Source organism: Aestuariibaculum lutulentum (assembly GCF_032926325.1).
Lineage (GTDB): Bacteria > Bacteroidota > Bacteroidia > Flavobacteriales > Flavobacteriaceae > Aestuariibaculum > Aestuariibaculum lutulentum.
Genome location: NZ_CP136709.1, coordinates 1348236 through 1375005 on the forward strand (window position 1 = coordinate 1348236; position 26770 = coordinate 1375005).

Consider the following 26770-nt stretch of genomic DNA (forward strand, 5'->3'; position numbering starts at 1 on the left):
AATTTTAATTAGTATCTACGTTTAAAAAATCGTTTAGGTTCTTGTGAATCTGAATAATTTGATAATTCGCAGACGATATTTCGAAATGGGGTTCTTTAATTTTCTTTTTATCTTCTTTAGCAAACAACTGTTCAAAAGTATGAGCCACCTGCTTATTGGTTAAACCATGAACAACTACAAAATTAGTATTTGTGTCGTAAACATCAACTGAAGATTGAAGTTTGTAATATTTAATATGACTTAAAACGGTATCTAATTCGGTTTTAAATCCTTCTAATTGCTCTCTTTTTGCATCTTTAAAAGCATAGACAACTTTATATTGCTGTCTAATACTATCGTTGTCCTTAACAAAATCTTTATTTGCCAAAACAGGCAATACATTGGTTTCGATATGTTGTGCTTCCTTACCTTCTGGTTTATTCGCATAAGTAACGCTAATAAAATTGATGGCCTTGCTGTAAGCATCGAAACCATATAATCGTCCAGTCGCTGTAGCTTTTAATAATTCGAACTTCGGCACAATGGCATCTCCTTCAAATCGATTAATATAATCTTCACTTTTAGCAATAACCTCTGCATACTCTTGGTTTTCATATTTCGCATACAGCGCCTGATATAAATTTTCAGGACTGTTTTCATCTTCCTCAGAAACCATATCCGGATTACTCAAAATTGTTGCGTAACGTGTATCTGGATAATTAGTAATAATATCGTTTTTAGCAATAGATGCTTCACCAGTTTCACCTAAAAGCTCGTAAATTTTATAAAGATTGTATTTAGAAGGTAATATTAAACGCTCTTCAGGATTGCTCTCTAACAAATCCTGAAATTTATCTTTTGCCAGCTCATATTCCTTGAACTTCTCCTTATAAATCAACCCTAATTGATAATAAGCATAGTTTCTGTCTTTAGAAATACTATCAATGGCTTTCTGTTCGGTTGGAATTTTAGAGATGTAGTATTGCGGATCGTATAATTCTTCTTCGGTTGCAGCTGCTACAATATCTGTTCCTGCCGCACCACCAACATTACCTACAATACCTTTGCTAGACCAACGCCAGTTATCTTCCAAAGCTCTGTTACCCCATTTTTTTATGAATTCATTTTTACCATATGCCACAGTTGTTGGGTTGTAAAAATAGAATGTCGCCTGCGCCGGTGCACCTACTCCTTGAAATGGTGCCGCTTGTCTACTTCCCGCATTAACCGTAGCTATACCTTTATTTCGTTCTATAGCCTCAGCTTTTTCCTTTTCTTCTTCAGCTTTAACCTTTAAAGCGTCTATAAATTCCTGAAAATAAGCTACGCGCTCTGCTTCCGGTAAACGTACCAGTCGCAAAATACTATCGTTAGTTTTTGCTATGCCCTCGTAATAAATAACATCTTCTAAATTATCGCGCTTACGTTTTATTAAACGGTAAGGTTTCGAATTTTCTTCAAGATTGGTTAAGGTACTATCATAATAATTTCCCGCTTCTTTATACACCGAATTATCGAAATCGATATCTCCTAAAATCTCGTAATTTTTAGCTTTTAATAAACGATCTCTGGAATTGGTGCGAAGCGATTTATTGTAATATTCAATAGCTAAAGCTTCAGCGTTTGTATTTTGATAATATTGTCCTTTCTGGAAATAAATTTTATCGAGATACGGACGATTTTCACGATTCTCTTCTAACTCTGTTAACAATTCCAATTGCGCCATTTTATCGCCATGCTCGTAATCGAAATTTTTCATCTTTTCGAGATGGGCGCTAATCATATAAATTCTTGGCGTCTTTCTATTCAGCTCAATCACCTTATCGAAAGCAATGTTCGCACTGTCCTTATAGCCTAATTCATTATATAACTGTCCCTGGATAAAACGATACCTGCCACGCTCATCGTTACTCTTTGTAGCGTTAGAAGCAACTTCAAGTTGTGTAATAGCACTATCAATGGATTTTGTATTCAAATATGCCTGGGCTAACATAGATGTCGCATCAGCTAAATCCTGATCTTCCAATTCTTCCTGCTCCAGTAAACGTTTTAGATTTTTAATGGCAAGCTCATTATTCTCTAAACGAATATTGGTTTTCTCTCGCCAAATTCTTGCCTGATTTATTTTATCGCTGGCTGCGTATTTATAAAGAATATAATTAAAAGCCTCTAAAGCCGGCACAAAACGCTGATCGAAGTAACGGGCTTTCCCTAACAATAAGTAAGCCTCATCCATTTGCGGGTTTTTCTCCTTTCCGCCAATGTTCATACTGTGCTTTTGAATAGCCTTTACAGCTTTTTCTTCAGCCGTTCCGAAACTTTCATTTTTAGATTGCCCAGGAAGTATCACGTCATCAAATACTTCTAAGCGTTCAATTGGCAGTATATCCCAGTAATTATCAGTATAACTTTCATTAAGACTTGCTCGACCCTGCTCTAAAGCATTGTAACCATTGTAAAGTGTATTGAATTCTGCCGTAACAGCATGAAAATTTCGGCTGATAAACTTGTCCTTTTTTCTGGAACAACCTACAACCAAAAGAATGGAACATGCAATGACAGATGGAACCTTAAATGATGCTTTCAATGTTGGTATTTTTAGTCTAATTAAATAACTATAAACTCTTACTTATATTATGTAAGCAGGTAAAAATAAACATCTTTTTTGATTATGCGATGAAATGACTTGCAAAACTCGCTTTAAGAAAGCCAATAGACGTATTTACATATATTTTTGAGCGATAGCCTGCACTTCCATACCCCAGCTCTGACCAAACATCATCGCTTTTTGAGCTAAACCATATTGTTTATTAGCAAGTTTTTTACCCAAATCGGTTTTATAAAATGCGGTTAACTCCTGAATTTCCTCACGTGTAAATTCAGCCATATACAACCCGGCCATTTTCTGGTACAAACCATCTAAAGTCCCTTTAGCTTCTTCCATATAAACCTCCTTTTTATCTTCAGAAACCATACTTCCTATTTGAGAAATAGCCGTTTCGAATGCCGTTGTAGACCCTGTAAGTTTAATAAAATTGATGGTTTCATTTTTAAATTCGGAATTGTCTTGAGCAAAAACCTGCCCCACGGTTCCCACAACAAATAAGCAAGCAAATAAAAGGTTTTTCATTTTTACTGATTTTTAGATAATTAATTTCAGGGTTATTCTTACACAATTCTACGAATTAATATTTTTTTTAGCCCAATTGTTTCTAACAAATTTAATTTTTCCACGTCAAGTTCACTATTTTTGTCAAAAATTTACACATGTCATCATTTCACAATCTTACCATTAAAAATATAGAGCGAGAGACATCTAAAGCCATTAGTATAACTTTCGATGTTCCTGAAGCTTTAACCGATACATTTTCATTTAAAGCCGGACAATACATTACGTTAAGAGCAACCGTTAACGGAAATGAAGTTCGTCGTGATTACTCCCTTTGTTCATCACCAAAAAGTGGTGAATTAAAAGTGGCTATTAAGGAAGTTAAAGACGGAACGTTTTCGGCATATGCGAATGCAGAATTAAGAGCAGGTGATGTTTTAGAAGTTGCACCTCCAAAGGGACGTTTTACATTTGAACCAAACGATTCTATCACTAAAAACATAGCACTTTTTGCAGCAGGTAGTGGTATCACACCAGTTTTAAGCATTATTAAATGTGCATTGGAAGAAGAAGTACACAGCCATGTGATTTTAGTATACGGAAACAAAACCACTGAAGACACCATGTTCTTAAATGAACTTTTAGAACTTCAGCATGAATATAAAGACCGTTTCTCTATTCAGTTTGTATTTAGCCAGGCCGACCAAGACAACGCTATTTTTGGTCGTATCGAGAAAAGCACGGTAAACTACGTGATGAAAAACAAGCACAAACATATTGATGTTGATGCGTACTACTTATGTGGACCCGAAGCCATGATTCACACGGTTAAAGATGTTTTAACGGCTAATGGTGCTGATGCAGACCGCATTCATTACGAACTATTTAAAGCTGCAAAAACTGAGGATATTGTAACTCCCGCTGCGTCTACTGCCAACGGAATAACTAAGGCTACAATTATTGTTGACGATGAAGAAACCGTTATTGAAATGTCTCAAAAACAAACCATTCTTGAAGCGGCTATCGATGAAGATTTAGATGCGCCATATTCTTGTCAGGGTGGTATTTGTAGTAGTTGTTTGGCACGCGTAAAAGAAGGTGCTGCCACAATGCGTCAAAACAGCATTCTAACCGAGCAGGAAGTTGCTGAAGGTTTAATATTAACCTGTCAGGCACATCCAACCACAGCAACCATTACTGTAGACTACGATGACGTTTAATAAAAACTGAATTTGAAGTTTAAATATAAAAAGGCTGTTATCGAATTAGATGACGGCCTTTATTTTTTCTATAATTCTTTGAGATGAAATACTCGCTGAAGCCTTCTCATAACCTTCTGGATATTTATTTCCGTAAATAGAAGTTGGCACTAAAGGAAATTGATTTCTATCGGCCACCAAAGCGTAATCTTCAGGTTGATTAAACGGTGCAAAACCAGCATAAGGATGCGTTACTCCCCAAATGGTAATCACTTTTACACCTTGCATAGCAGCCATGTGTGCATTACCGGAATCCATAGCCAACATGACATCTAAATTAGAAATTACAGCTAATTCTTCGTCAAATTTTAACTGTCCTGCTGTATTAATTACATTATCAAAACTTTGAGCGATACCATCAAGAATTTGAGCTTCTTCCGTTCCACCACCAAATAAAATAATGCGATAATCATTTGATAATTCAGCGATAACTTCTTTCATCAGCACTAAAGGATACATTTTTCCTTCATGCGCCGCGAAAGGCGCTATTCCAATCCATTTTTCAGATTTATTTTCAAAGCCATTTATAGTTAACTCACTTGGTTTTGGAAATATTGGATTGCTTAAATCTACCGGATAACCTAAAGCATTAAACACGTCGGCATAACGCTGATGCGTGGTTTTTAGTTGCTGAAAAATGTCTCCCGAAACCAATGCTTTTTTCTCTGATCGACCTTTATCAATCTGAACAACTTTGGTTCCAAAAAAGAAAGTTTTTAGAATATTTGTTCTAAGCACATTGTGTAAATCGGCAACCTGAGTAACACCTAAAGCTTTTAATTCTTTAGATAATTTATGCAAGCCGAAAACACCTTTATGTTTTCCTTTTAAATCGGCAGGAAACACATTAACATTAGAAATTCCTTTAAAAAAAGGCATAAAAAAACCTCTGGTTAAAACCGTGACTTTAACCAGAGGATATTGTTTTGTAAATGCCCGAAGCACAGGCACCGTCATAGCCACATCACCCATTGCCGAAAGGCGAATAACAAGAATATGTTCAGGTGATTTTGGCATGTAAATTATTTAAACAACAGATTACTTTTGACCTCTTAAAACCGGGTTAAGCTCGTCGTCGTTGTACATTTTCATTTGTTTGTACACTTTCATGTACTTATCGCCATTTTCGATATCGTTTAGCAAAGTATCAATAGCTGTACTTAAATCTACACGTTGCTCTAATAACACGTCTAATTTCTTTTGGCATGCCGCTCTGTGTTCATTTGATGCATCAGTACGTGTTGCTTCTTCATTCATGTGGTAAATTTTTAAAGCAAGAATTGATAATCTGTCAACACCCCAAGCAGGACTCTCCGTATTGATTGTCGCTTCAGCTTTAGCTTCAACATCTTTATATGTATCTAAAAAGTAGCTATCAATGTATTCCACCATATCAGTTCTGTCCTGATTAGAAGCATCAATCTGACGTTTTAATTTTAAAGCCGCTACCGGATCGATTTGCGGATCGCGAATAATATCTTCGTAATGCCATTGTACGGTATCAATCCAACATTTTCTGTATAATAAATGCTCGATTAAATCGCTCTCTGGATAAGCGTTTTCGAATGGTTGATCTACTGAATCTACAACGTGGTATTTTGCAATAACCTCTTGAAATATTTTATTGGCTTTATCTGTAAACATGATGTATTAATATTTAGGAGCACAAATATAAGTCTAATTAATTAACTTTATTGTTGAATTCTAAAATTGAACGCATGAAAATCCACAATATCTCAACTGAAAATTCAATCCTGAATAGCTTTATTGCCGAGATGCGAGATGTAAACATTCAAAAAGACAGCATGCGTTTCAGACGAAATATTGAACGTATTGGTGAAATTTTAGGTTACGAAATGAGTAAAACCCTAAACTATTCAACTCAGGAAATTACCACTCCTTTAGGCATAAGTAAAATGAATTTAATTAAAAACAACATCGTTTTATGCTCCATTTTAAGAGCCGGCGTTCCTTTGCATAATGGTTTATTAAATTATTTCGATAAAGCTGAAAATGCCTTTATTTCAGCTTACAGACATCACAAACACAACCCTGAAAGTTTTGAGATTATTGTTGAATATTTAGCCTGCCCTAGTTTAGAAGGAAAAACCCTAATTCTCGCGGACCCTATGCTAGCCACTGGACAATCTATGATTGCAACCTACGAAGCGTTAAAACCCTTTGGAACGCCAAAAGAAGTACATTTAGTAAGTTTAATAGGTGCACCTGAAGGCGTAGAATTTGTCGACAAACATTTTAATGAAAACACCCATTTATGGATTGCAACTATTGATGAAAAACTCGACGAAAATAGCTATATCGTTCCCGGATTAGGTGATGCCGGTGATTTAGCTTTCGGACAAAAATTACAGCAATAACATAATAAAAGGTACCACCACGAGAATAGATAAAAATACTTCTTTAAACCAATTTTCATCGATGGTTTCCAGGTAATTGGTAATGATAATAGCCAAAGGAGCAAAGGCAAATAAGAATTCACTACCTGTTTTATTTGGTGCCATGGCAATCACTAACGCGGCAACCAAAAAGGCTATAATTATAATTTGAAAAGACGCGCGAAACGACTTCTTTTTACTTTTTAAATTCTTCAAATAGAACATGGAGGCCCAGATTCCAAAAGACAATAACATCGTAATTCCTACTAAATATTTCACCGAATTATATGCTGTAAAATCAGCTCCTATTTGTGGATTAATATGAAGTAAATCGAAATAATCTCCGGTAACAACTATGGATGTGCAAACCGACAATATAAACACGGTAGCTACCCCTGTATAAGGTATTATCCAATGACGTAAATCGTTATCGGAATACAATAACAAACTCACAATTATCAACACAAAAAACAGAATTGCCCAAAAATAAAATAGTGATGCAATGGCTATCCAAAAAGCAGCATCAAACAGTTTTTTTTTAATACTCTTTTCTGTTCGTAAGCTCATTATTCGCCTCAATCCTAGAAGGAAAAAGAAATTAGCAAACAGTATATTGACATCGTCTGTAGTTTGTACAAAAGTGAGTAAAAACACACTATACAATAATACATCGTAGTTGTTTTTTTTGGTTAAATTATTCTTTGAAATAATAAAATTGACCACCAAAATTGTAATACAACACAATAAAAAAACCAATGACTGCTTGAAAATTAAAGCCACAGTCATTGGTTGATTAAACAACGGAATTCTAGCCACAGTAAAAGACAAAAGCGTAATAAAAAGTACTACGACGAAATTTATTGGCTTAGATTTACTAAAAAGACTTGCTATCATTAACCGTTTTTGTATTTTTGCTACGTAAATATACTAACTATGAAACTGATATATTTATTTATTTCTCTTTTGAAATTATAAATATTGAATGTGACATGAGCCTTTAAAAATTAATATAACACACTCATGAAAGACTTTTTTTACGCGATACAGGATTTATTCGTTAATGTTCTTTTTAAACCTTTAGATGCTTTACGTGCTTTAGAACTTGAAAACTGGTTCGCAGCAAGCGCCATTTCTTGGATTTTTGTTGTTATCTGTCTAGTAGCTATCGTGTACTGGATGTTACAACTTAAAAAGTTTAACGACAACAACGAAGAAGACAAAACTGTTTCTTCGCACTCGTTTTTATAAATCGAATCCTATATCTTTACGATAATACATCTTATCAAAGTTTAGTTTATCTATGCTTTGGTAAGATTTTTTTATGGCCTCCTGGTAGGTTTCTCCGTAAGAGGTAATTGCAATAACACGTCCTCCTGTTGTTACCACTTTCCCATCTTTTAACTGTGCCCCTGCATGAAAAGGAATAGAATCTTCCACAGCATCTAAACCTGTAATTTCTTTACCTTTTTCGTAAGCTTCAGGATAACCTCCAGACACCATCATAATGGTTGTAGCTGCACGCTCATCGATTTCGATGTTAATTTCGTTAAGTGTTCCGTTTGCCATAGCCTGAAGAACCTCAACAAAGTCATTCTTCAATCTTGGTAAAACAACTTCCGTTTCCGGATCTCCCATACGTACGTTATATTCTATTACTTTAGGGTCGTCACCTACTTTAATTAACCCGATAAATACGAAACCTACATAAGGTAATTTATCTTTCTTAAACCCTTCGATAGTTGGCTTAACAATACGCTCTTCAATTTTATTTAAAAACTCATCTGTAGCGAAAGGTACTGGAGAAACAGCTCCCATACCACCCGTATTTAATCCGGTATCACCTTCTCCAATACGTTTGTAATCTTTAGCGGTTGGTAAAATTTTATAGTTTTCACCATCGGTTAACACGAAACAGCTTAACTCGATACCATCTAAAAACTCTTCAATCACCACTTTAGTACTCGCCTGTCCGAATTTAGCATCGACTAACATGCTTTTTAATTCCGCTTTAGCTTCGTCTAAATCATTTAAAATAACAACCCCTTTTCCAGCAGCTAAACCATCGGCTTTAAGCACATACGGCGCATTCAAAGTTTCTAAAAACGCATATCCTTTCTCAACAGTTTCGGCAGTAAAACTTTCGTAAGCAGCTGTTGGAATGTTATGACGGTATAAAAATTCTTTAGCGAATTCTTTACTTCCTTCTAATTCAGCAGCCTCCTTTTGTGGCCCGATAACTGAAACATGCTTAATAGCATCATCCTTTAAAAAGAAATCGTGAACCCCTTGTACTAAAGGATCTTCCGGCCCTACTACAACCAAATCAATCCCTTTCTCTAATACTAATTCTTTAATTGCTTCAAAATCGGTTACACCAATATTTACATTGGTCGCTACATTTGCAGTACCTGAGTTTCCAGGTGCTACATACAATTCATTACATAACGGGCTTTGAGCGATTTTCCAAGCGAAAGCATGTTCTCTTCCTCCTGAACCAAGAACTAATATATTCATTGTTTAGATATTTTTAGATTTCCCTTTTTGGGGATTTCAGTTTATTGTTTTTTAATGCCGAGCACTAAAACTGTTTTTTCCGTCTGCAAAAATAAAATTAATGCCTCGAATTCACGACTTTTTTTTATTTACTTTACAAAAATTATGCTTCTTGTTGAATTTATTTAACCTATCACTAAAACTAAAAGGCTTTCCAATCCAGGAAACCAACCGTCTTTTACATCAGATTCAAAGCATAAGTGAGGATAAATACGCTGATTATCTAAATGAACAGAAACAGGCGATTATTGCCTTCCATTTAAAACATAATCCGTTTTATAAGACATTTGCTAAAAATGCCAATCCGAATAATTGGAATAGCATTCCAGTGATGACTAAACGGGATTTACAGCAACCCTTATCAAACAGGCTTTCTGAGGGATTTTCTAAAAAAAATTCGTTTGTAAATAAGACCTCAGGTTCTTCGGGAGATCCCTTTATTTTTGCCAAAGATAAATTTTGTCATGCTCTAACCTGGTCGGGGATTTTTGACCGCTATAGTTGGTATGACATTAACCTGAACACATCAAAACAAGCCCGATTTTATGGTATTCCTTTAGATAAAAAAGGCTATTACAAAGAACGCTTAAAAGATGCTTTAGGTAACAGATATCGATTCTCTGTTTTTGATTTAAGTGATTTTGAATTTGAAAAGTGCATCACTAAATTTAAATCCACAACATTTGAATATCTCAACGGATACACAAGTTCAATTGTTCAGTTTGCTAAGTTTCTTAAAAATAAAAATCTTGTTTTAAAAGATGTTTGCCCTACTCTGAAAGTTTGCATAGTGACTTCGGAAATGCTTTTTCAAGAAGACAGAACGCTTTTAGAAACGCAATTTGGCATTCCTGTTATCAACGAATATGGCGCTGCCGAATTAGGTGTCATTGCTTTTCAAAATTCAGAAAATAGATGGATAGTAAATAGTGAAGATCTATTTATTGAAATTTTAGATGAAAACAATCAGGTGCTCCCTTACGGAAAAGAAGGACGCATCGTTATTACCTCTCTATATAACAAAGCACATCCTTTTGTTCGATATGACTTAGGTGATGTTGGCACATTATCTGAATCGAGCACTTTAAAAAAACCTGTTTTGAAACATTTAATTGGTCGTACTAATGATCTGGTTACCCTTCCTAGTGGAAAAACAGCAGCAGGATTAACCTTTTATTACGTCACAAAAACAGTAATTGAAGATTCAGGAAATGTAAAGGAATTCATTATTGAACAAATCCAGATTAATACCTTTAAAATAAGTTATGTTAGTAACACGCCACTTTATGAAAAAGACAAAACAAATATAAAAGCCGCTGTCGAAACCTATTTAGAATTTGGACTCGATATCCAATTCGAAAGAAAAGAATGCTTAAATAGAGAAAAAAGCGGGAAATTGAAGCAGTTTAAAAGTTATCTGTAGATATTACTAGTTTCGATTTTACAAAAAAATGTTCATACAAAAACAAAACTAAGTATTTCAATGACTTTAAAACAGAAAAGCCTAAACCCTTTTTATAAACCAAATAATTATACTTTAGTAAAGCCATTTTATTAGACGATATTCCACGTTTATGTACTCTATAATAAGCCAAGGATTCACTAATGCCTTTAGCATCTTTTCCAGATCTTTTTAAAGCTTCTAACCACAATAACCAATCTTGTCTTTTGCGTAAATCAGGAACGACTATTTTTCCTAAAATTCGGGCATTATATACCCCTGTTAAGTTGCCTATATAATTACTTTTTAAAAGCTTCTTATAAGACACCTGGCTTAAAACACAAACTCTCTTATTTACTAACCTACCCTTCTCATCAATTAAATCGTAAGAAGAAAAACAAACATCGCATTTTTCTGTTTTCATAAAAGCAATTTGTTTTTCCAATTTATCTGGTTTCCAAATATCATCCGAATCTAAGAAAGCAATAAAATCACCTTTGGCTTCTTCAATTCCTTTATTTCTCGCCAACGCAGGTCCTAAATTAGATTTCAACTGAAAGAGTTTGATTCTTGAATCTTTTGAAATAAATTCCTTTACAATGTTTACCGTATTATCAGTCGAACCATCATCTACAATAATCCATTCCCAGTTTTGATAAGTTTGATTTAAAACAGATTGAATGGTTTCAATAATATATTTTTCCGAATTATATGCAGGTGTTACTATTGAAACCATTGTATTCATTAGTACGCCTTTTCTTCGCCTTTAACAGCGTTTAGAAATGTCTGAATCACAATTTTTAAATCAAGTAATAGCGACCAGTTTTCTATATAAAAAATATCATACTTTACGCGGTTTACTATATCCTTATCTGTTTCAATCTCACCTCTAAAACCACTGGTTTGTGCCAAGCCGGTAATACCAGGCTTCACAAAATGACGAACCATAAATTTATCTACTCTTTGAGCATACATATTGGTATGACTAACCATATGAGGTCTCGGTCCTACAACAGACATATCTCCAAAAAGCACATTGAAAAACTGTGGCAACTCATCTATACTTGTTTTACGAATAAACGCCCCAACTTTTGTTATACGCATATCCCCCTTAGTTGCTTGATGTAAATGAGCATTTTCATTAGGCATCATCGATCTAAATTTATAACAATCAAACTCTTTATAGTTGAATCCATTTCTTGATTGTTTAAAGAATATTGGACCTTTAGACTCCAAACGAATGATAATAGCTAAAATCGGTGTTAACCAAGACAATAAGAAAACAATAACGCAGGACGAAAAAATAATATCGAAAGCTCGCTTTGCAAATTTATTAACAGGCTCCTGAATAGGGATATCCCTCATGGAAAGGATCGGAATATAATCGTAATATTCGTATTTAAGTTTTCTTGAGTAAATATCTTTATTATCGGGAATAAACTTTAACTCTCTTAAATTATTATCGGCAAAATCGATAAGTTTATTTATCTGCTTATTAGTTAATGTTGCTACAGAAAAATAAATCTCATTAATATCATTTTCAATAATATAATCGAAACACTTTTTAAGAGAAAACTCATCATCTTTAACAATAAACTGCTTTTTAAACCTATAACCAAAATGAAGTTTGGTGTTAAAAATTTTGATTAATTGTCTAGACTTTTCCGTATTTCCTAAAACAATAACATTTCTTAAGTTACCACCTAAAACAGCACGATACCTATTTAGCAGAAAAAACGTCAAAATTTTAAAAAAGGACACCAAAAGAAAAACCGAAATCAAATACTCACCTAAAGCCAAACGACTAATATTTGGTTGTTTAAAAAACCCAATGTAAGCATATAAAGCAAAAGCAAGCAACACAAATTGTCTTAATAGCAAAGCCACAATTTGAAATAAACGTGTGTGCCTTTGCACCTCATAAAAATGATTATAAAAGGCTATAGCTTCCCAAAAAACAACAGAATATAGCAAGAACAAATAAACATGATTGAAGTTTATTGGAAATAAGAAAATAGTTCCTATAATAAGCCCGACATCTATACACCTCGATATTGGGTTGATAAATTTGGAAAATCTGCCTTGTTTTTTTATACTCAATTTACCTCTTTATATGTTGTTTAAAATCTTTGTGTTCACTCTCAAATAATTCCTCTTTCGATAGAGTTTTAAAATAATCAAACGTCCATTTCATACCCTGCTCGCGACTTACTTTCGGTTCCCAATGTAATAGTTCTTTTGCTAAACTTATATCTGGCTGACGTTGTAAAGGGTCATCAACCGGTAATTCCTTATATATTACTTTTTGAGAAGTGTTTGTTAACTTTATAATTTCTTCTGCAAACTCTCTAATCGTAATTTCATGCGGATTACCAATATTAACCGGATACGCATAATCGCTAAACAACAGTCTATAAATTCCTTCTACCTGATCATCAACATAGCAAAACGATCTGGTTTGCGAACCATCTCCAAAAACCGTAAGGTCTTCCCCTCTAAGAGCCTGCCCCATAAAAGCAGGAATAACGCGTCCGTCATTCAATCGCATTCTCGGTCCATAGGTGTTAAATATGCGAACAATGCGAGTTTCTAAACCATGAAACCGATGATATGCCATAGTAATTGACTCCTGAAATCGTTTTGCTTCATCATAGACACCTCGAGGTCCAATAGTGTTGACGTTTCCATAATAATCTTCAGACTGTGGATGCACTAAAGGATCTCCATACACTTCAGATGTAGAAGCTATTAATATTCTTGCTTTTTTAGCTTTAGCCAATCCCAATAAATTATGTGTCCCTAACGAGCCTACCTTTAACGTTTGAATTGGAATTTTAAGATAATCTATAGGACTGGCCGGCGAAGCAAAATGCAGGATGTAATCTAAATCTCCTTCAATCTCAACAAATTCGGTAACATCATGTTCAATAAACTCAAAATTCGAGTGATTCTCTAAATGAGCAAGATTTTTTGGGTCGCCGGTAATAAAATTATCCATGCCAATAACATAAAAGCCTTCTTTAATAAACCGATCACATAAATGTGACCCTAAAAATCCAGCAGCACCAGTTATTAAAACCCTCTTCATCCTTAATTTATTTATTAGACCCTTTTCCTATAGAATAGCAAACGAAACCAATGTTTTCAAGAGCTTTTGTGTCTAAAATACCTCGTCCGTCAAACACAAAAGCTGGCTTTAGCATATTATCGTAAATACGTTGCCAGTCATAAGTTTTAAACTCGTCCCATTCGGTTAATATAGCAATAGCATGACTATCTTTACACGCCTCATAAGGATCCTTTTTAACCTTTAACAAGCTTCTGTTTTCGTCTTCAGATCGTGTATTCAGGTAATCTAAATCAGCGTAAATACGCTCTTCAATAACCTTAGGATCATAAACCTCAATTTGTGCTTGCTCATTCAATAAATTATCAGCAACCTGAATCGCAGCAGATTCACGCGTATCATTCGTATCCTTTTTAAATGCCCAACCAAGAAATGTAATTTTTTTTCCTGAAACCGTATTATAAAGCGTACTCACAATATTATTTGAAAAACGATTCTTTTGATAATCGTTAATGATAATCACCTGTTCCCAATAATCGGCAACCTCATTCAAGCCGTAGGTTTTAGCAATATAAACAAGGTTTAGGATATCCTTTTGAAAACAAGACCCTCCGAACCCAACTGAAGATTTTAAGAACTTAGAACCAATCCTAGAGTCCAATCCGATGGCCTTGGCTACTTCATTAACGTCAGCTCCGGTTTTTTCACAAAGGGCAGACATAGAATTGATAGATGATACACGCTGCGCTAAAAAGGCGTTTGCGGTAAGTTTAGACAACTCCGAAGACCACACATTCGTGGTTAAAATGCGTTCTTTAGGCACCCAGTTAGCGTAAACGTCAACTAAAGCCTGAATTGCTTCCTGACCTTTAGCAGATGTATCACCACCAATCAATACACGATCTGGAGCAAATAAATCTTCAACTGCTGTTCCTTCTGCTAAAAATTCCGGATTTGATAGTATCTGAAACTCAACACCATTACCTGTATTATCTAAAATATTCTTTATGGCTGAAGCTGTACGCACTGGTAACGTTGATTTCTCAACGACTATTTTGTTCGATTTCGAAACAGAAGCAATCTGGCGCGCACATAATTCAATATACTTTAAATCGGCAGCCATACCCTTACCTTTACCATAGGTTTTGGTTGGCGTATTAACCGAAATAAAAATCATATCAGCCTCATCAATCGCTTGATCAACATCAGTAGAGAAAAACAAATTTCTTCCACGCGCCTCACTAACAACAGCATCTAGCCCTGGCTCAAATACCGGTAATTTGTCAAGATTTTCATCATTCCATGCTGAAATTCTAGATGAGTTAACATCTACAACCGTAACTTTTATATGTGGGCATTTTTGTGCAATAACCGCCATTGTTGGCCCTCCAACATAACCAGCTCCTATGCAGCAAATATTTTTTACTTTAATTAAATTACCCATTTTTCTCTTTCCAATCTTTATACAACTCTTCTACAGTTTCTTTAAACTCTTTTTCAAATCGTTCTTTACTAAATTTTTCTGCATTATCTCTAACCCTTTCAGGTTCAAACTTTATACTATTCATTTTAGCAACCCCATTTATAATCGCATCAACAGATTGTTCATAAAAAAAAGTTCCACTAACGCCATCTTCTATAGTTTCTAATGCCCCTCCTTTTCCATATGCCAATACAGGGGTTCCACAAGCCTGAGCTTCAACAGGAACAATTCCAAAATCTTCTTCAGCTGCAAAAATAAAAGCTTTTGCTTTCTGGAAATAGGATATGACCTCTGACAATTCTATATGCCCAGTTAAAATTATATTTGCAGACATTTTTGATTGGATTTTTTTGAGCTCAGGTCCGTCTCCAATCACAATCAAAGTCTTATCTGACATTTTCGAAAAAGCCTCAACAATTAAATCAATTTTTTTGTACGGAACAAATCTTGAAGCTGTAACATAATAATCTTTCTTATTAATTTCTAAAGCAAAACTAGAAATATCAACAGGAGGGTAAATAACCTTTGAGTCTCTTCTATAGACCTTTTTAATACGTTTAGCTATATATTTAGAATTTGCTATCAGGTAATCTACCCTATTAGTACTTAAAACATCCCAAAGTCTAATTTTACTTAAAACACGTTTAGCGTACCAGGCCTTTAAGCCTTTTAATTTTGATTCTTTTAAGTATGGATGGTACAAATCCCACGCATATCTCATAGGAGAATGAATATAAGATATGTGTAACTGATTTGCATTTGTTAAAACTCCCTTAGCTATTGACGCTGATGATGATATTACTAGATCATATTCAGATAAATCAAACTGCTCAATAGCATACGGGAATAACTCTAAAAATTTTCGATGATTTGATTTAGCACTAGGTAACTTCTGAATAAAAGATGTATTAACATAGTTATTATCTCCTAAAAATATCTCTTTTCTGTCTTTTTCATCTAAAAAATCAATAAGAGCATAATGATCAAAATCTGGCCAAATATTATTTATTGATTTAAGAACCTTTTCTGCTCCTCCATTTACATAATACCAATCATGTATCAGTGCTTTCTTCATCAAAATTCGTTTATTTTCGGTTTATAATAAGTATAGAATAAAATTGAATAAAAAGTAAAAAAAGTTAATCCAATTTGTCTTACCAAATAAGACTCAGTCATGGATGAAATAAGAAAAGTAATTAAAAACCAAATAAAAACTTCATTTCTAGAATAAAAGGCCACTCTTATTAATTCATATAACATAAATAAATAAATAATAAACCCAACAATGCCATGTCTTAAAAAAAATTCTAAATATTGATTATGTGCATTATGTTTAAATTTAAAAGATTCGCTTTTGGGATCTCTAAAACTTTGTAAATCTTTTAATCCTCCATCAGAACCAACACCAAAAAACAAATTATCTTTTATAACATTTGTTACACTTTTCCAGTTTTCTGGCCTAGAAGTATCTCCCTTACCTTTAAATATGCTCCACTGAATTCTTCCCAATAAACTGTTACCTGGGAAATCCTTAGTAACAATTCTAATACTATTTAAATTAATCAAAATTATAATAAAAATTCCAAAGAATGACAATGTTGTTAAAATTCTAAATTTTATACTCTTGGATAAAAAAATTATACTTGTAATTAAAAAAATAAATAAAACTATTACAGACATAATGGATGATATTCCGTACAAAGAACACCCTAAAAACAAAAATAAAAAGCCTCTTAAAATATAATCTAGACTTTTCCTCTTAATCAACTTAACATGCAAAAGAACTACCAAAGAAAAAATTGTGAGAATTCCCAAATATGGAGGATGAATTTCCTCAATTCCATATTTAACAAACCCAACTCTCGTAAATCTAGTAAGCAAAGTGTTAAATTCTAGATTTTTTTTAAAAATTTCAATAAATATATTTATATAAATACTTATCAAAATAGCACTTACTCCAAATATTAAACCGTAAACAGCTAGTCTAATTTTATCTTTGGTTAAATATGTAGACAAATTAAAAAAGATTATTGGAAATAATACAAAAACGATATTCTGTATAGCATATGACAAACCTTTATTTATATCTTGTGAATAAAAAACACCAAGCACTTGAAGTAAAAACACAACAAAAAAAAGTAGTGGTAAATATCCAATTTTTATAATTATATCATTTTTATATTTGTCCAAACTAAAAAATTTAAAGGAAAATAAAAACAATAAACCTATAGCGATACTATTGAATGCATAAGAAAAAGGTATGCTAAAACCTACTAAAAAAAATAAGAATTTTAATATTAAATTATATTTATCTTGCTTATCGCACTCCATTCTAAAACTCAAAATTTATTATTTAATTTATTCTTTCCAATTGTTCTAGATAAGACTTAGCACAATTAACTATTGATTTTGATTTTCCATAATCATAAGCTAACTCAGATTTAAGCAAAATCTTTTCATTATTAAGTCTATCAATATCTTGAAATGTTTGAAAAAAAGAATTAACGGAATAATCTTTCATAGATACCCCAAAACCTTTTTGAAAATATTCTTTTTGAAAAACTCCAACTGGTATACACTTATGAATACAGGCTACTGCCAAACTTCCGTTATTAATAGAAATCTCTGGCTTCAATGGTAATATAACAAAATGAATCTTTTTTAGCATACTCGAAACCTCTAAATCGTCCAAATTATAATGATAAATTATATTAGGATTTGATTTGATTTGATTATCATTCGAACTACTTATAAAATGAAATTTTTTAATCGTCCTATTTGACGAATTAAGCTGGACGTACTTTTCCCATCCATCAATCATTTCTTTAATTTCTTTAGTTTTATAATTAACAATTCCAAAAAAACAAACATTTAATTCATTTTCATTTACTTCTTTTCTTAATTCCTTTAAATCAGGCTCAATATTAGCTGGAATAATTCTTTTTTTGAAGTTAATGCTATTGTATTTCCTAAAGGTCTCCACATCCTCCTGTTTTGTATATAAAACAACATCTGCCATTGGTAAGAGAAATTTTATAAACAATTTCCTTAAAAGTTGTGTTCGCTTATATTCATGAAGAGATAATACAATCATACTATTTTCTCTAACTAAACTTTTTAATATGGCAAGAAAAATTAAAATTAGAGGATTATATTCAACAAAAGGATATTCTAAAACTATTATATTTTCATTTGTTCTTTTATAAGTAGCCCTTATCAATTTTATGATTTCTTTAATCATTATAAACGAAAACACTAATTCAAATTTTGAAAGTTCTTCAGTTTTACCAGAATAAACATCTATCAAAATTCCTTTTGATTTCCCTAACTCTTTAACGACCTTAGAAGTGTAATGGCCTATTCCATCTTTATTACTACCATAATTAGTACAAAGAAAGTGAAAGTGGGTAAAAGAATTATTTAATGAACCTAAACCCATAGTCAATTCTATAATTCAAGTTCTTATTTCTTTGTCCAATTAATTTTGCAGGATTTCCTCCTACCATGGTAAATGGAGGTACATCTTTGGTAACAACTGAACCAGGAAAAACAACACATCCCTTTCCCAAAGTTACACCTGGTTGAATTATACAATTTGAAAATAAAACCACATTATCTTCTATTACGACAGCTTTTTTAATTCCTGTAAAATATGAGCAATTAACATCATGCCCAGTTGTATAAATCTTACAGTAGTGCGCAATGGAAACATTGCTACCTATTTTAATTTCTCCTCTATTATCAATTATACATTTGGGATTAATTACTGTAAAATCGCCAACAGATAATTTACCTAGACTTAAAAAAGTTGAATTATGTATATAACTATTTGACCCCAAACTGATTCCTGAAATTTTTAAAAGTTTCCTTTTAAAAAAATTAAAAGGAATATATCTAATTAAAAAGTTGAATATCGAAACAATAACAATCCATATTTGAAGCTTTATTTTAGCAACATTTTTTCTTGTTAAAAATCGCTTTAAAATGCTCTTAAAAAGCAATTTGTTTTTCTCTATAAACAGCTCCTTTTTATCAATTATACCATTGTCGAACAATGAATTCAAATACTGTTTATGTGCTAAATAAAATGATGTTTCACTTAGACCTCCCGTCCTCATAAACACCTTAAAATCTGATTTATAAAATTCTATTCCAAATTTATAACATCTTAATAAAAAATCTGCATCACTAGCAATAAATAAATTTTTTGAAACTGAATATAACCCAACTTTATTATAAACCTCCATTGGGACAAAAGAGGCTGGATGCATAAAACCGATCCCTCTTTTCAATTTACTATTACCAAAATCCCCATCATTTTGAGAAAAAACAACATCATTTTCATCAATAAAACAAGTATTCCCGTAAATAATTGCTAAAGGCTTTTTCTTTATTGACTTAAAGGCTAATTCTAATGTATTATAGTTATATGTATCATCCGAATTTAAAATACCTATATGATTACCTTTTGCCAATTTTACTCCTTTGTTAAATGCGTCATAAATTCCATCATCAGGCTCAGAAATAATAAGACTTATTTTACCCTTGTACTTATTGATTATTTCTAAAGTACCATCCTTAGATCCTCCATCTATAATTATATATTCATAATTTTCGTGAGACTGAGATATTACACTTTTTATTGTTTTCTCAACTGTATTTACAGAGTTATAACATATAGTTATTATTGAAAAATCTATTTTATTGGTTTTCATTAAATACTTTTATATAATATATACTAGCAGAAAGTAAAATAGCTACTTCCACCCAAAAATAATATTGCCATAGCATACCCGTAAAAACCCAATGAAGCATTCTTACCAAAACACCAAACTTTATTGCAATAAAAAAAAACTTATTCTGTTCTGAAATATTTCTAGGTATTCTAATTTTTGTAATAGCATAAAACATAAATAGAAGTAATAAAACCCCCACGAAACCTCTATCTGTTAATGTTGAAAAAAACAAACTATGGGCTTCTTCTGCATCATCTAAATAATATTTTGTAAATTCTTTACTCATTTTACTATAATATCCTGTACCATTACCAAAAAGCATATTAATAAATGGTGCTTCCAAAAATAAATTAAATGCCAATTTCACATGACCTATTCTTTGAGATGCAGACCATTCGTATGCATCACCTAATCCAAAATAAGCTTGAAATTTCAACCAATTGTATGCGAATATTTCACTTATTCTATTAAAAAATAAAATACATAAAATACAACAAAACACCATTCCTGAAAAAACCCCTTTCCATATCTTCCTTTTTAGTTCTTTATCAACAATATTATTTAAAAAATATAATAAAGCAAATACTATAGCAACGTAACCAAATGAAGAAAATGGCAATATCATTAAAATTAAAGACAGTATTATAACCTTAAATTTTCTTGTTTGTAAACCATACATTAAGGGTATAGATAAAAGAGGGATTATGTAAGCAGGTTCCGAAGAAGGACCTGAAAATCTTATTATAAAATTACCAAAAATACTTTTGCCTTGCCTACTAACAAATATTGAATCCCAGTTTAAAGATACCAAATAAAAATCAATATATTCTATTATATAAAATATCAGAATAACATATAAAATATATTTTATAAAAGACTCTCCTTTTATTTTATCAAATTTAATTGGCTTTAATAAATATGATATCATTACAAGAAGATATAAGGCATTTCTCAATATATATTTGACATAAAATGGACTATCTATATTTTCAAATCTCGAAAATAAAATTGTTAGAATAAGATTAGTAACCATCAAAAAAATCAAAACTAATCCTGCCTTATGTACCTTTGAAATGTTGAGAATTGGAGCTAAATCAATGAGTCTCAAAAAAGTTAAAAAAAAAGTCAATTCCCCTAGGCGAAAGGGTACACCAAAAGCATTAAAACCAACATCCATAAACGGAAAGGTAAATAAAAGCAGTCGATCAATAAAGTTCATTTAAATTATACTTTTTTCTTTTTTTAAATTCCCTTTTCTCTTAGAAATTAATCAATTTGTAACCAAAATATTCGAGTAACTCCTCTTCTTTAGAGAAAATATTATTTATTTTTATCAAATCCTGTTTACTTAATTTTTCTATTTGCTTCTGATTCAAATTACTAATTTCTAAATTTTTATTATACTGATTGTGAGCACTAAATTTTTTGTCAACAGAAATATCATTCAATTCAGGTAACATAGATATAATCTTGTTTCTAAATTCATTTCGATTTGTAGTAATTTCTTCGTATGACATTACTACTTTATTTTGTAGCATTTCAATGTTCTTCTTTTGGTGATACAAACATTTAATTGTAAAGTTGGCAGCATATTCTGCCGTTGCTTTATTTCGTCTCATAATACCCTCACAATGGGCATATGGGTTTCTGTAGGTAATTATGTAATGTGAATTTGCAAATACTTCGTCAATTGATTCAGCTCTGAGAATATTTGAAGGACTTTTTTCTAAAAGAAATGGTTTTGTAATATCCCAATATTTCATCCATTCATTTTTTATAAACTTCCAATCATGATCATAATTTTCATCCCACCTATTTTCATTATCAAACATCATTGTTCTCAGAGTTGGCAATTGCTGCCCTTCCCTTGTGCCAAAAAAATTATTAACGGATACTTTTGAAGATGAAGACACCACCTGATTTATTAAAGTAGATCCACAATATGGAGGGCACAAAATAAAAATAAATTTATTCTCAGGCGTCTTAAATAGTAACCGCTTTGTTCTGTTATACCATATATGAAAAATAAACTGCTCATATTTAGGTGATACGATTTTTATTACTCTTTGTATATTCTTCTTAAAATTCTTACTTTTCATTTTAAAGGATTAATCATATTAAATATTTCAAATTATTTATTTAGTCTTTTATCTAACAAAATGAACTAAGAAAAATATTTGTTTTTTGTCAATTTACCAGTTTCTCTACCAAAAAAAATATTTAGTTTATATTTTAAAATAAAATTGCCAATTAATACATAAAACCAATCCTTTACACTTATAATTCTTTTCGGCTTAAGTTTAGCTAATTCCTCCAACAACAAATTTTTATCGTATCCATGTATAATCAAATCTTCATTATTTAAACTTATTATATACTTTTTCATTACATTAATTCGATAACGATTATTTAATACTCTCTTCCATTTTTGAAGAGAATCCTTTTCTATCTTAGAGTATCTTTTTACACCTATCGGATCTCCCATTCTTCCTTTCGTTTTTTGCCTTGAAAAATTTTCAAGCATGTTAGGATCAAAATTCAAATCAAGATACTTGCATATAATTTTTGTGGTATTTTCTGAATCTTGAATTAACTCTTCATATGATATTGCTAATGCCTTATCTTTAATTTTCAAATACCCATTAGCCAAGTTAGGCACTCCTCTATTTAAATCAATTTTATAACTAAACAGCCCATAAAAACCTCCATCACACCAAGTTTCCATAATTGAAGTCATTACATGAATAGGATTACGAAATAAAAATATAAATTTTGCCTTAGGAAATAATTCAACAATTTCAGGAATAATTAAATGATATCGCGGAGTTTTGTCCAAAAAATATACTTCACCGTTACTACATTGCATTTCATATAATTTTTTTATGAAACAGCCCAATTCCTTATTGTAATCCTCATCTTTATTAGGTAAGTTGTTGATAAAATCATCTATAGCCTTCTTGGATCCTAGTTGAGAAAACTCAGCTAAAACACCCTTTTTTTTTCTCGAATATAAAAAGGGTAATAATATCCAAGGTTCTGCAACACTACAAATATCAGGATGCGTCATTAAAACACGCTGTAATAAAGTAGAGCCAGACCTCGGTAATGAAAAAACAAAAATAGGATTTGTCATAAAAAATTATTTATTTAACAAATTAGTCATCAATGCCTTATAACCTCCTATCTTAAGAGGATAATTCAAAATATGATAAAAAAGAGCTGAAAATCCTTTTGTTTTAGATTCATTTAAAGAAAAATATTCCTTCATTTTATCTTCTATAACCTTTCTATCTTCTTTTTGAATATTACCTAACAAATCAATATTTTTTAAATATACCTTTTTCATATCCTCTAACAACAATTTCCTTTTTGAGGTCTTGGATATACCTGAAGGATCCTGAACATATGCACAACCAACATAATCACTAAAAGCAACTTTGTAAGTTTTAGTCATTCGAATTCTAGAATCCCAATCTTCATATGTTCTAAGGCTTTCATCATAGTAATTAATCGAGCTAAGAATACCTTTTCTTGTTAATTCACATCTGTAAAGTGTATTTTTCGGAAAAGCTCTGGCATAGACTTCATTGAATATATTACCCTCTATAGCCTTAAAATTAGACGTTGCCCATTGTTTATTTATTTTACCTTCTGTGTCTGTAAAAACAAAATTCGAATAAACTATATCTGCCCAAGTGTTATCCTCAAAAACTTTTATTTCATTTTTAATCTTATCTTTATAGTAAAAATCATCTCCATCCAAATAAGTAATATAATCACCATCACATGCTTTAAATCCTGTATTCTTATTTTTAGAAATACCTACATTATTAGTTTGAAATACAGGTTTTATTTTATCGGGATATTTTAATTTATACTGTTTTATTACATCTTTACTATCATCTTTAGTAGAACAATCATCTGCAATAACAATTTGAATATTATTATATGTTTGATTTAGCACACTCTCAATTGCTCTTATAAGTTGATTTCTTTGATTATAAGATGTTATCACAATTGATACTAATGGGTTTTCTTGCATAAATTATTAGAGATTAACACTGTTCCTTTTTTAATTAACACTTCTTATTTACAATATTGTTTTTAAATTCCAAGGAAATATCCCAAAACAAAATTAAAGCTTTGGTTTTCATTTTAAACATTTCAATAGTTTTACTTCCAAATAAATCAAATAAATAATTAGCGGACAATTGCCCAATTAAAGTTGCTACTGCAGCTCCAATAGCACCCCAATGAGGAATCAAAATTAAATTCAATCCTAAATTAACAAAACCCCCAAATAAAGTTCTTTTAAAAACTAAAGATTGTAAATTTTCGTTTATGAGCCACTTACTACTTGCTACCCCTAAAAACACAAAAATTCCTGCCCAGATATGAATCATTAAAACAGGTGTAGCAGAATGATACTCAATTCCGTATAGAAAATCTATAACAAACTTTCCAAATAAAGTAATTGGAATACATACCAAAAGAGCTAATAAAACCATTAAATTATATAACTTTTGAATACGGAAAAGATAAAGAGCTTGACTTCTCTTTTTTGCATTTATAATTGCAGGAAAAAGTGACGAGGATATTATTAAAGGTATAAAATACCAAAGCTCACTCAACCTAGTAGCTGCAACATATTCGCCTACAGCTTTTTCACTAACCATATTCATTAAAAAAATTTGATCCATCTTCATGTATAGTGTTATAGAAATTGCTGAAAATATTAACAACCATGAATCTTTTAGTAAACTAACCGAAAGTAGTTTACTGAACTTTAAATTTTTTAAATAAAGATTGGCTTTATCTTTATAAAAAAAATATACCATCCATACTGCTGCAATTAATTTTTCAGCAAAAAGCACCCAAGCAAAAGCTATTAAAGAAGATGCGGACATAATTAAAATAACTTTTAATACAGAACTTAAGATAATCGATGTAATATTTGATATTACAGTATATCTGCTTTTTACAACCGATTGAAAAAAAACATCGATAACACTAAAACTCTGAAAAAAAGTCGACAAAGCCATAATAATAATAAGTTTTGTTACAATATTACTTTCAGGCCTTATTTGTAAAAAAATTATAATTAAAATTAATGATACCGTTGCTCCAATTAATTTTAAAACAAAAGAAGTAAAAATAATATTCTCTTCATTCTTATTATTTAGGAGTTCACGTACCAATATACCGTCTAAACCTAAAGAGGCTATAGAAGCAAACAATGTAGCAATGCTTACAGCATAATTATAAAGTCCATATTCTCCAGGACCCAAATAATTTGCAACCCAAGTCCCTATTAACAACCCAGACAACAACCTAACTATCTTCTCTGACAATAACCAAATGGTGTTTTTACCGTATTTAACAAAGCCATTACTTTTTATCAAGTTATTTGCTACTTTTACTAAATTCAATTTTGAAATTATTTATTAATAGTTATTTTTGTTGAATTTGAAAAGATTTTAAACTATCATTCCTGCCGCAATAGTCTCATTGGTGGCATCATCAACCAGAATAATACTACCTGTGGTTCTGTTTTCTCTGTATGAATCGACCATTAACGGTTTTGTGGTGCGAATTTTAACTTTAGAGATTGAGTTCATACTCAAAACCTTATCTTCACTATTACGTTCTAAGGTGTTAATATCTATTTTATAAACCACCTCTTTAATCATTGCTTTTTGATCATTAGACGTATGCTTAATGGTATATTTTGCACGCGGTTTAGCTTCGGTATTGTTCAGCCAGCATAACATTACTTCTATATCCTGTGACGCCTCTGGTTTATTATTGGAACGCACTAACATATCGCCACGGCTAATATCAATATCGTCTTCTAAAGTAATAGATACAGACATTGGAGCAAAAGCTTCATCAAGATCCTTGTCAAAAGCATCAATGGATTTTATTTTTGATGTAAACCCTGAAGGCATGACTGTTACCTCATCTCCTTTTCTAAACACACCACTTGCAATACGTCCGGCATAGCCTCTGTAGTCAATAAACCCTTCGCGTTGTGGACGTAATACGGTTTGTACAGGAAAACGCGCATCTACCTTATTAATATCACTACTAATATGCATCGTCTCTAAAGTATGTAATAATGGTGCACCTTGGTACCAATCCATATGTTCAGAGCGATTAACAACGTTATCGCCTAACAAAGCACTCATTGGAATGAATCTCACGTCTTTTACTAAAAGCTTAGAGGAGAACTCTTCAAATTGACTTAAAACGTTATTATAAGCTTCCTCTTTATACTCAACTAAATCCATTTTGTTAACACAAACAATAATATGAGGTATTTGAAGTAATGATGCTATAAAAGCATGTCTGCGAGTCTGCTCAATAACACCATGACGTGCATCAACTAAAATTAATGCCGCATTAGCTGTTGATGCTCCAGTAACCATGTTACGAGTATACTGAATATGTCCTGGAGTATCTGCTATTATAAATTTACGTTTTGGTGTTGTAAAATATCTGTAAGCAACATCAATTGTAATACCTTGTTCACGTTCGTCTCTTAAACCATCTGTAAACAATGCTAAATCTACTCCTTCATGACCTTTTCGTTTACTAGTATTTTCTATAGCTTCTAATTGGTCTTCAAAAATAGATTTTGAATCGTATAATAAACGCCCAATTAGCGTACTTTTTCCATCATCTACACTTCCTGCTGTTGTGAATCTTAGTAATTGATTATTATCTATCATAATATGTTGAATGAGA

General features: G+C 31.8%; 24 protein-coding genes. 4 read left to right on the forward strand and 20 right to left on the reverse strand.

What is annotated here, in order from left to right; genetic code table 11:
- Nucleotides 1-4 precede the first annotated feature (4 nt).
- Nucleotides 5-2566 carry a type IX secretion system periplasmic lipoprotein PorW/SprE gene (gene porW / locus R1X58_RS05765; RefSeq protein ID WP_240572407.1) on the reverse strand — a complete coding sequence of 854 codons (2562 nt, stop codon included), beginning with the start codon at nt 2564-2566 and terminating at the stop codon, nt 5-7.
- A gap of 135 nt (nt 2567-2701) precedes the next feature.
- Nucleotides 2702-3109: a DUF2059 domain-containing protein gene (locus R1X58_RS05770; RefSeq protein WP_240572408.1), complete on the reverse strand. Its 408-nt coding sequence runs from the start codon at nt 3107-3109 to the stop codon at nt 2702-2704.
- Nucleotides 3110-3246: 137 nt separating this feature from the next.
- Between R1X58_RS05770 and R1X58_RS05775 the strand changes: the two genes are divergently transcribed.
- Entirely contained in the window at nt 3247-4308 is a 1062-nt protein-coding gene (locus R1X58_RS05775; protein WP_240572409.1) for a ferredoxin--NADP reductase, read from the forward strand.
- 45 nt (nt 4309-4353) lie between these two features.
- Here the strand turns inward: R1X58_RS05775 and R1X58_RS05780 are convergent, their stop codons facing one another.
- Nucleotides 4354-5364: a glycosyltransferase family 9 protein gene (locus R1X58_RS05780; RefSeq protein WP_240572410.1), complete on the reverse strand. Its 1011-nt coding sequence runs from the start codon at nt 5362-5364 to the stop codon at nt 4354-4356.
- Nucleotides 5365-5385: 21 nt separating this feature from the next.
- A complete protein-coding gene (locus tag R1X58_RS05785; protein WP_240572411.1) occupies nt 5386-5991 on the reverse strand; it encodes a DUF4254 domain-containing protein in 606 nt (201 codons plus the stop codon).
- Nucleotides 5992-6065: 74 nt separating this feature from the next.
- Between R1X58_RS05785 and upp the strand changes: the two genes are divergently transcribed.
- A complete protein-coding gene (upp, locus tag R1X58_RS05790) occupies nt 6066-6725 on the forward strand; it encodes a uracil phosphoribosyltransferase (protein WP_240572413.1) in 660 nt (219 codons plus the stop codon).
- Here the strand turns inward: upp and R1X58_RS05795 are convergent.
- A complete protein-coding gene (locus R1X58_RS05795; protein WP_240572414.1) occupies nt 6714-7637 on the reverse strand; it encodes a DUF6427 family protein in 924 nt (307 codons plus the stop codon). The two genes, upp and R1X58_RS05795, sit on opposite strands and share 12 nt — an antisense overlap.
- Before the next feature lie 126 nt (nt 7638-7763).
- On the opposite strand from R1X58_RS05795, the gene R1X58_RS05800 reads away from it, so the two are divergent.
- Complete coding sequence (locus R1X58_RS05800) at nt 7764-7991, forward strand: DUF6341 family protein (RefSeq protein WP_240572415.1); 228 nt, start codon at nt 7764-7766, stop codon at nt 7989-7991.
- Here R1X58_RS05800 and purD read toward each other — a convergent pair.
- Nucleotides 7986-9257 (reverse strand): phosphoribosylamine--glycine ligase, encoded by a 1272-nt coding sequence (purD, locus tag R1X58_RS05805; RefSeq protein ID WP_240572416.1) that lies wholly within the window; start codon nt 9255-9257, stop codon nt 7986-7988. The genes R1X58_RS05800 and purD overlap by 6 nt on opposite strands.
- Nucleotides 9258-9411: 154 nt before the next feature.
- On the opposite strand from purD, the gene R1X58_RS05810 reads away from it, so the two are divergent.
- A complete protein-coding gene (locus R1X58_RS05810) occupies nt 9412-10719 on the forward strand; it encodes a phenylacetate--CoA ligase family protein (RefSeq protein WP_240572682.1) in 1308 nt (435 codons plus the stop codon).
- Here R1X58_RS05810 and R1X58_RS05815 read toward each other — a convergent pair.
- The 14 genes from R1X58_RS05815 to cysN form a co-directional block, all read right to left on the reverse strand.
- Nucleotides 10703-11482 carry a glycosyltransferase family 2 protein gene (locus R1X58_RS05815; RefSeq protein ID WP_240572417.1) on the reverse strand — a complete coding sequence of 260 codons (780 nt, stop codon included), beginning with the start codon at nt 11480-11482 and terminating at the stop codon, nt 10703-10705. The two genes, R1X58_RS05810 and R1X58_RS05815, sit on opposite strands and share 17 nt — an antisense overlap.
- Nucleotides 11482-12837 (reverse strand): exopolysaccharide biosynthesis polyprenyl glycosylphosphotransferase, encoded by a 1356-nt coding sequence (locus tag R1X58_RS05820; RefSeq protein ID WP_240572418.1) that lies wholly within the window; start codon nt 12835-12837, stop codon nt 11482-11484. Before R1X58_RS05820 ends, R1X58_RS05815 begins: the two co-directional genes overlap by 1 nt.
- 1 nt (nt 12838) lies before the next feature.
- The gene (locus tag R1X58_RS05825) at nt 12839-13825 is read right to left on the reverse strand and encodes a UDP-glucuronic acid decarboxylase family protein (protein WP_240572419.1); all 987 of its coding nucleotides are present in this window, start codon (nt 13823-13825) and stop codon (nt 12839-12841) included.
- Nucleotides 13826-13832: 7 nt separating this feature from the next.
- A complete protein-coding gene (locus R1X58_RS05830; RefSeq protein WP_240572683.1) occupies nt 13833-15236 on the reverse strand; it encodes a UDP-glucose 6-dehydrogenase in 1404 nt (467 codons plus the stop codon).
- A 4-nt stretch (nt 15237-15240) separates the two neighbouring features.
- Nucleotides 15241-16362: a glycosyltransferase gene (locus tag R1X58_RS05835; RefSeq protein ID WP_240572420.1), complete on the reverse strand. Its 1122-nt coding sequence runs from the start codon at nt 16360-16362 to the stop codon at nt 15241-15243.
- Nucleotides 16362-17630: an O-antigen ligase family protein gene (locus tag R1X58_RS05840; protein ID WP_317293011.1), complete on the reverse strand. Its 1269-nt coding sequence runs from the start codon at nt 17628-17630 to the stop codon at nt 16362-16364. The genes R1X58_RS05835 and R1X58_RS05840 overlap by 1 nt, the downstream gene beginning before the upstream one ends.
- Before the next feature lie 10 nt (nt 17631-17640).
- Nucleotides 17641-18726 carry a hypothetical protein gene (locus R1X58_RS05845; RefSeq protein WP_240572422.1) on the reverse strand — a complete coding sequence of 362 codons (1086 nt, stop codon included), beginning with the start codon at nt 18724-18726 and terminating at the stop codon, nt 17641-17643.
- The gene (locus tag R1X58_RS05850; RefSeq protein WP_240572423.1) at nt 18704-20002 is read right to left on the reverse strand and encodes a glycosyltransferase; all 1299 of its coding nucleotides are present in this window, start codon (nt 20000-20002) and stop codon (nt 18704-18706) included. Before R1X58_RS05850 ends, R1X58_RS05845 begins: the two co-directional genes overlap by 23 nt.
- Nucleotides 19989-21242, reverse strand: coding sequence for an O-antigen ligase family protein (locus R1X58_RS05855; RefSeq protein ID WP_240572424.1), 1254 nt, complete (start codon nt 21240-21242; stop codon nt 19989-19991). The genes R1X58_RS05850 and R1X58_RS05855 overlap by 14 nt, the downstream gene beginning before the upstream one ends.
- Nucleotides 21243-21282: 40 nt before the next feature.
- Nucleotides 21283-22122, reverse strand: coding sequence for a sulfotransferase (locus tag R1X58_RS05860; protein WP_240572425.1), 840 nt, complete (start codon nt 22120-22122; stop codon nt 21283-21285).
- A gap of 65 nt (nt 22123-22187) precedes the next feature.
- A complete protein-coding gene (locus tag R1X58_RS05865; RefSeq protein ID WP_240572426.1) occupies nt 22188-23156 on the reverse strand; it encodes a sulfotransferase family protein in 969 nt (322 codons plus the stop codon).
- Between the two features lie 6 nt (nt 23157-23162).
- Nucleotides 23163-24065: a glycosyltransferase family 2 protein gene (locus tag R1X58_RS05870; protein ID WP_240572427.1), complete on the reverse strand. Its 903-nt coding sequence runs from the start codon at nt 24063-24065 to the stop codon at nt 23163-23165.
- 34 nt (nt 24066-24099) lie between these two features.
- A complete protein-coding gene (locus R1X58_RS05875) occupies nt 24100-25452 on the reverse strand; it encodes a flippase (RefSeq protein WP_240572428.1) in 1353 nt (450 codons plus the stop codon).
- A 48-nt stretch (nt 25453-25500) separates the two neighbouring features.
- The gene (gene cysN, locus R1X58_RS05880) at nt 25501-26754 is read right to left on the reverse strand and encodes a sulfate adenylyltransferase subunit CysN (protein WP_240572684.1); all 1254 of its coding nucleotides are present in this window, start codon (nt 26752-26754) and stop codon (nt 25501-25503) included.
- Nucleotides 26755-26770: the final 16 nt, after the last annotated feature.

Coding starts and splice junctions, on each gene's coding strand:
- R1X58_RS05770 (WP_240572408.1), bottom strand. CDS start 3,109: ATGAAAAACCTTTTATTTGCTTGCTTATTTGTTGTGGGAACCGTGGGG.
- R1X58_RS05775 (WP_240572409.1), top strand. CDS start 3,247: ATGTCATCATTTCACAATCTTACCATTAAAAATATAGAGCGAGAGACA.
- R1X58_RS05780 (WP_240572410.1), bottom strand. CDS start 5,364: ATGCCAAAATCACCTGAACATATTCTTGTTATTCGCCTTTCGGCAATG.
- R1X58_RS05785 (WP_240572411.1), bottom strand. CDS start 5,991: ATGTTTACAGATAAAGCCAATAAAATATTTCAAGAGGTTATTGCAAAA.
- upp (WP_240572413.1), top strand. CDS start 6,066: ATGAAAATCCACAATATCTCAACTGAAAATTCAATCCTGAATAGCTTT.
- R1X58_RS05795 (WP_240572414.1), bottom strand. CDS start 7,637: ATGATAGCAAGTCTTTTTAGTAAATCTAAGCCAATAAATTTCGTCGTA.
- R1X58_RS05800 (WP_240572415.1), top strand. CDS start 7,764: ATGAAAGACTTTTTTTACGCGATACAGGATTTATTCGTTAATGTTCTT.
- purD (WP_240572416.1), bottom strand. CDS start 9,257: ATGAATATATTAGTTCTTGGTTCAGGAGGAAGAGAACATGCTTTCGCT.
- R1X58_RS05815 (WP_240572417.1), bottom strand. CDS start 11,482: ATGAATACAATGGTTTCAATAGTAACACCTGCATATAATTCGGAAAAA.
- R1X58_RS05825 (WP_240572419.1), bottom strand. CDS start 13,825: ATGAAGAGGGTTTTAATAACTGGTGCTGCTGGATTTTTAGGGTCACAT.
- R1X58_RS05835 (WP_240572420.1), bottom strand. CDS start 16,362: ATGAAGAAAGCACTGATACATGATTGGTATTATGTAAATGGAGGAGCA.
- R1X58_RS05845 (WP_240572422.1), bottom strand. CDS start 18,726: ATGGGTTTAGGTTCATTAAATAATTCTTTTACCCACTTTCACTTTCTT.
- R1X58_RS05850 (WP_240572423.1), bottom strand. CDS start 20,002: ATGAAAACCAATAAAATAGATTTTTCAATAATAACTATATGTTATAAC.
- R1X58_RS05855 (WP_240572424.1), bottom strand. CDS start 21,242: ATGAACTTTATTGATCGACTGCTTTTATTTACCTTTCCGTTTATGGAT.
- R1X58_RS05860 (WP_240572425.1), bottom strand. CDS start 22,122: ATGAAAAGTAAGAATTTTAAGAAGAATATACAAAGAGTAATAAAAATC.
- R1X58_RS05865 (WP_240572426.1), bottom strand. CDS start 23,156: ATGACAAATCCTATTTTTGTTTTTTCATTACCGAGGTCTGGCTCTACT.
- R1X58_RS05870 (WP_240572427.1), bottom strand. CDS start 24,065: ATGCAAGAAAACCCATTAGTATCAATTGTGATAACATCTTATAATCAA.
- cysN (WP_240572684.1), bottom strand. CDS start 26,754: ATGATAGATAATAATCAATTACTAAGATTCACAACAGCAGGAAGTGTA.